Genomic DNA, 3,880 nt, shown 5'->3' with positions numbered 1-3,880 from the left:
AACGGCCACCTTCGGGCTCATTTGGTTCTCGAACCGCTCGAGATTGGAAATCGCTGACACCGACCGCGCTGTTCACGACTTTCCACACAGTCTGCACGGATTTTGCATCGGCCAGAGAACGGCAGGAAAGCTGGGTATCCGTCGATGCAAAAATCTGATGCATTTGGCGGGCGCATTCGATGGCAGGTTTCTCGGAGTGCCGCTCCGAAAGTCGCGCGCCCGCTTTCCTGCCCGATCCACACCGATCTCGACATACTCCTCGATTAGTCAACAGTAGCCATCCCGTGGAACCAATGACGCACGGTACTCGCTACCATTTTATCGTTGGATCTCGGCGACTGAGAGACATCGTGCTCCCGCGTTATTTCAGGGAAGCTAATGCCGATATTTTATTTCGAGATAGCCGATGCCAAACCAAACATTCCGTGCGTCGGCGAGAGTCTGCCGTCCCTCGCAGCTGCTCGCTGTTTCGCATTAAAATATGCGGCTTTGTTACTTTGCGATCAGGGAGAGGTGTTTTGGGAAGGTGAGGAGTGGGTAATGACGGTTACCGACGCAAACCGGCTCACCATGTTCACCATTATGATCTGCGCGACGCCGTCACCTGCCACCTTGAGCCTCAAAAAATTAATTTAAGAGGTACACGGGGACCGACGTTTTTTTCGGCCGGTCCCCCAAAAGCAGCCCGTCCGCTTTCCTTCCCAAAGCGGCCATTCCGCTAACGCCCAGACCCAGACCCAGACCCAGACCCAGACCCAGACGCTCTGATTAAAATCTAACCCTCACAACAACGGTCGTTCGTTCACCGAGATTTGCTCGCCCCGCCTTGTACCAGCCGCTATTCGGCAAACCGCAATCGTCAGGGCTTTTCGAACTGATGCTTCCGCGATGAAATTGACTGAAGATGGATCGGGTATGGACATTTGAGCGGCATTGCTCATTAATAAGAATGTGGTCGGAGTCGACTCCATGACAGGCGCACGTCCGGCGTTGTTCGAAAAGACTGTCTTGCGCGTTAAAACGCGTAAACCGCATTGGCTCTGTTCCGCATTATAAGTATGCGGAAAGACAGTAATGGACTGGGGAGGTCTTCGGACCTCCCCCTGATTTACCATCGGGCGTTTCAGAAACGTGATGCCCCGTACTTTATCAGCTAATAGCAGAGTCGCGAATTTGTCGCCTCGATGCCGCAAAGCGGACCTTCCGCTTTCCTTCCCATTTCGGACATTCCCGGACGGCGGATAACCCATCCGCCGCAAACAACCGTACCCCGCAGAAATCCGCCAGTTAGCAATTTCGAACGGTACGAAGTACCCCGACGATACCCCAGCTCAGTGGGTCAACCCGAGCATATAGATCGGAAACGGATCTTTCCCCGCGATATCTGCTTACGCCAACAATAACCCGGGGCAGGCCACCGTTTGCGGATGTAAAAAGGTAACGTCCCCCGACCGTTAATGCTCATTGCCGTCATTGCATCTCATGGTAAATGAGACACTAGGTCACTCCAAGCGCGAGGGTTGCCATGAACCTCGATCAGCCGAGAAATATGCTAAACTCAGATGAGCTGGATCAAGTCGTTAGCAACTTGGCTGACGCCAAAGCGTACGGCGATCCCAGAAACGTATGGGTCGAAGATGGACATGTGTTCGTCGAGGGACACGACGGGAAGATCGTCTCACTGACCCCAGCGGTAGCCATCAAAATGGGTAGAATGCTGAGCGAGGCTGGAGCGGCCTCGCTGATCAACACTGTGATGGACGAGAGCGCCAAAAAGATCAGCCCGACCGAATTTGACCCGCCTCGTTAAAAGCGATCAGTTCGCTTTTTCACGGATAACGGCCGTACCGCGGCGGAGACACCCTCCGCCGCAACCGCCCCTACTCCGCACAGATGCTGGGCTTTTCGCCTTGAGCCGATACGATGCACCCCGACGATACCCCGTTTCAAAGCGCCCAATTGCAGGCGTAGGCGGGACGAGGCATCATCGGCAGATGAGCCCGACCGCCTACTTCCTCCCTACTGCTGCGCATGCCACAGACCTGTCGGCATGGGCGTCGATCATACCGACAGGTTGCCGCGTGCTTCGCTCTAATTTGTTTGGCGACATGTTCCTTTTGGCCCCTGACGGCGTGATGCACATGTTCGACCGGGGCGGATTTTCCGTGGAGCGCATCGCGCGATCGGAGAAAGTATTTTGGCGCGAAGTTCAAGACGACCCGGAAGGTTGGCAGTTCCGTCCGTTAGCGGATGAATGCCGCCGCGCCGGTAAGGTGCTGATGGCGGACCAATGCTATGCGTTCACCACGCCGCCAGTGCTGGGCGGCGACTATTCCGTGGAGAATGTCTGGGTAGCGCCGTGGCGAGAATGGTTCTCGTTCACCGCTGAGCTATTCCGGCAAATCGAAGGCCTTCCTGATGGCGCGGCCATATCGCTCAAGATCGAGGATTAACGAACCGCAGTTATCCTTCCCATTCCGGCCATTCCGCTGACGCCCAAAAGCGGACATCCCAAAAGTGGTCGGGTCGCTTTCCTCCCCTATACGGCCTTCCCGCTTGCGCTCATAGGCGGCCGTTCGAGGCCGGGTAAATCGGTGCGAAGCCTGTCGACGAAAGGTAATATGCTTGCGGGCTTTATTTGCTCCGATCCTTGCTGGTGCCACGGTCGGTGGTCGACTTGTGGCGTGTATTGGCGCGGCGCTGAGCATCGCGTTCACCGCACTTGTGACAGCGATGGTATTCGGAGACGGGTGGCCCGCCGTGCTGCTCGTGGCCCCCATGGGCGCTTCGGCGGTTCTCATCTTTACCGTTCCTGCCAGTCCGCTCGCGCAACCCTGGGCAGTGATCGGTGGCAACGTCATCTCGGCTGTTGTCGGCGTTGGGATAGCCTCCATGGTGTCATCGCCTGGGCTTGCGAGTGGCCTGGCAGTCGGAGGTGCAATCCTGGCGATGTCACTGCTGCGCTGTCTGCACCCTCCTGGCGGGGCTGCTGCACTGACCGCGGTGATGGGCGGTCATGCGGTCACCACAGCCGGCTGGATGTTCCCGCTAATGCCAGTGGGGATTAACGCAGTAATCCTGACCGCTGCCGGGGTGTTCTTTCATCATCTGTCTGGCCATTCGTACCCACATCGCCCTGTATCAGGCCTGCAGATGCCCGCCGGTCCGCAGGTTGAGGGCATCCCTCATCCTGAAGATCTCGACGCAGCGCTTGCTGACCTTGGCGAGACATTCGACATCGGCCGCGACGATCTCGAGCTACTGTTCGACCGTTTGAGAGCCCATGGGGCAATGCGTCGAGGAAGTGAGAAGTTTGCGGGCCGCCGTTAGGCTCCACCGATCAGGTCGCGAGATCGTTCGCGTATACCCGTGCCCGTTCAATTCACCGACATCTAGAAGTGGACCGTCCGCTTTCCTTCCCATATCGGCCATTCCGCTATCGCCCAGTGCAGACGTTTATTCAGTGCTTTTCTCGTGCTAAGACACGCGGATGACAGGCCCAATCTGGTTTGAGTTCTTTCTCGCCGCGACCGGTGCGGGTTCGGTTGCAACTGCGCTAAGGACGGGAAGACTCGATCTGGCCAGTGGCCCAGCCGCGTATCGGCAAGCGACACGGTCGGGTGACCCCGGTCGCTATTGGGCATTAATTGTCGGGGCATCGATTGTCACGTTGGCGATATTTGGTGAAGCGATCTACCGCTCATTCGCCTAACGTCCACTATCATTCCCAACCCTGACATTCCCTCAATTCGATCGAATTTCGGGAATGGCCGGCATTGCGAAAACGCCCACAATCGGACGTTGGGGATGGCGATCCGGGCTCCCGACAACGGCCATTCGTTAAGCGCGATCTTTCCAGTTTCCCCGGCTCCAACGGCCC

Annotated in this window: 4 protein-coding genes; all 4 read left to right on the top strand. The window is 57.1% G+C overall.

Annotated features, from left to right (window positions below; genetic code table 11):
* Nucleotides 1-378 precede the first annotated feature (378 nt).
* The 4 genes from C8J40_RS20035 (at nt 379) to C8J40_RS20020 (ending at nt 3,330) form a co-directional block, all read left to right on the top strand.
* Nucleotides 379-636, top strand: coding sequence for a hypothetical protein (locus C8J40_RS20035; RefSeq protein ID WP_132898533.1), 258 nt, complete (start codon nt 379-381; stop codon nt 634-636).
* Between the two features lie 889 nt (nt 637-1,525).
* Nucleotides 1,526-1,810 carry a hypothetical protein gene (locus C8J40_RS20030; RefSeq protein WP_132898532.1) on the top strand — a complete coding sequence of 95 codons (285 nt, stop codon included), beginning with the start codon at nt 1,526-1,528 and terminating at the stop codon, nt 1,808-1,810.
* Nucleotides 1,811-1,994: 184 nt separating this feature from the next.
* Nucleotides 1,995-2,453 (top strand): T6SS immunity protein Tdi1 domain-containing protein, encoded by a 459-nt coding sequence (locus C8J40_RS20025; RefSeq protein ID WP_132898531.1) that lies wholly within the window; start codon nt 1,995-1,997, stop codon nt 2,451-2,453.
* Nucleotides 2,454-2,625: 172 nt separating this feature from the next.
* Nucleotides 2,626-3,330 (top strand): HPP family protein, encoded by a 705-nt coding sequence (locus C8J40_RS20020; RefSeq protein WP_132898530.1) that lies wholly within the window; start codon nt 2,626-2,628, stop codon nt 3,328-3,330.
* Nucleotides 3,331-3,880: the final 550 nt, after the last annotated feature.

The sequence above is a fragment of the Sphingomonas sp. PP-CC-3A-396 genome (assembly GCF_004343105.1).
Lineage (GTDB): Bacteria > Pseudomonadota > Alphaproteobacteria > Sphingomonadales > Sphingomonadaceae > Sphingomonas.
Note: the sequence above shows the minus strand (reverse complement) of the source record. Positions and strands in the feature narration are given on the sequence as shown.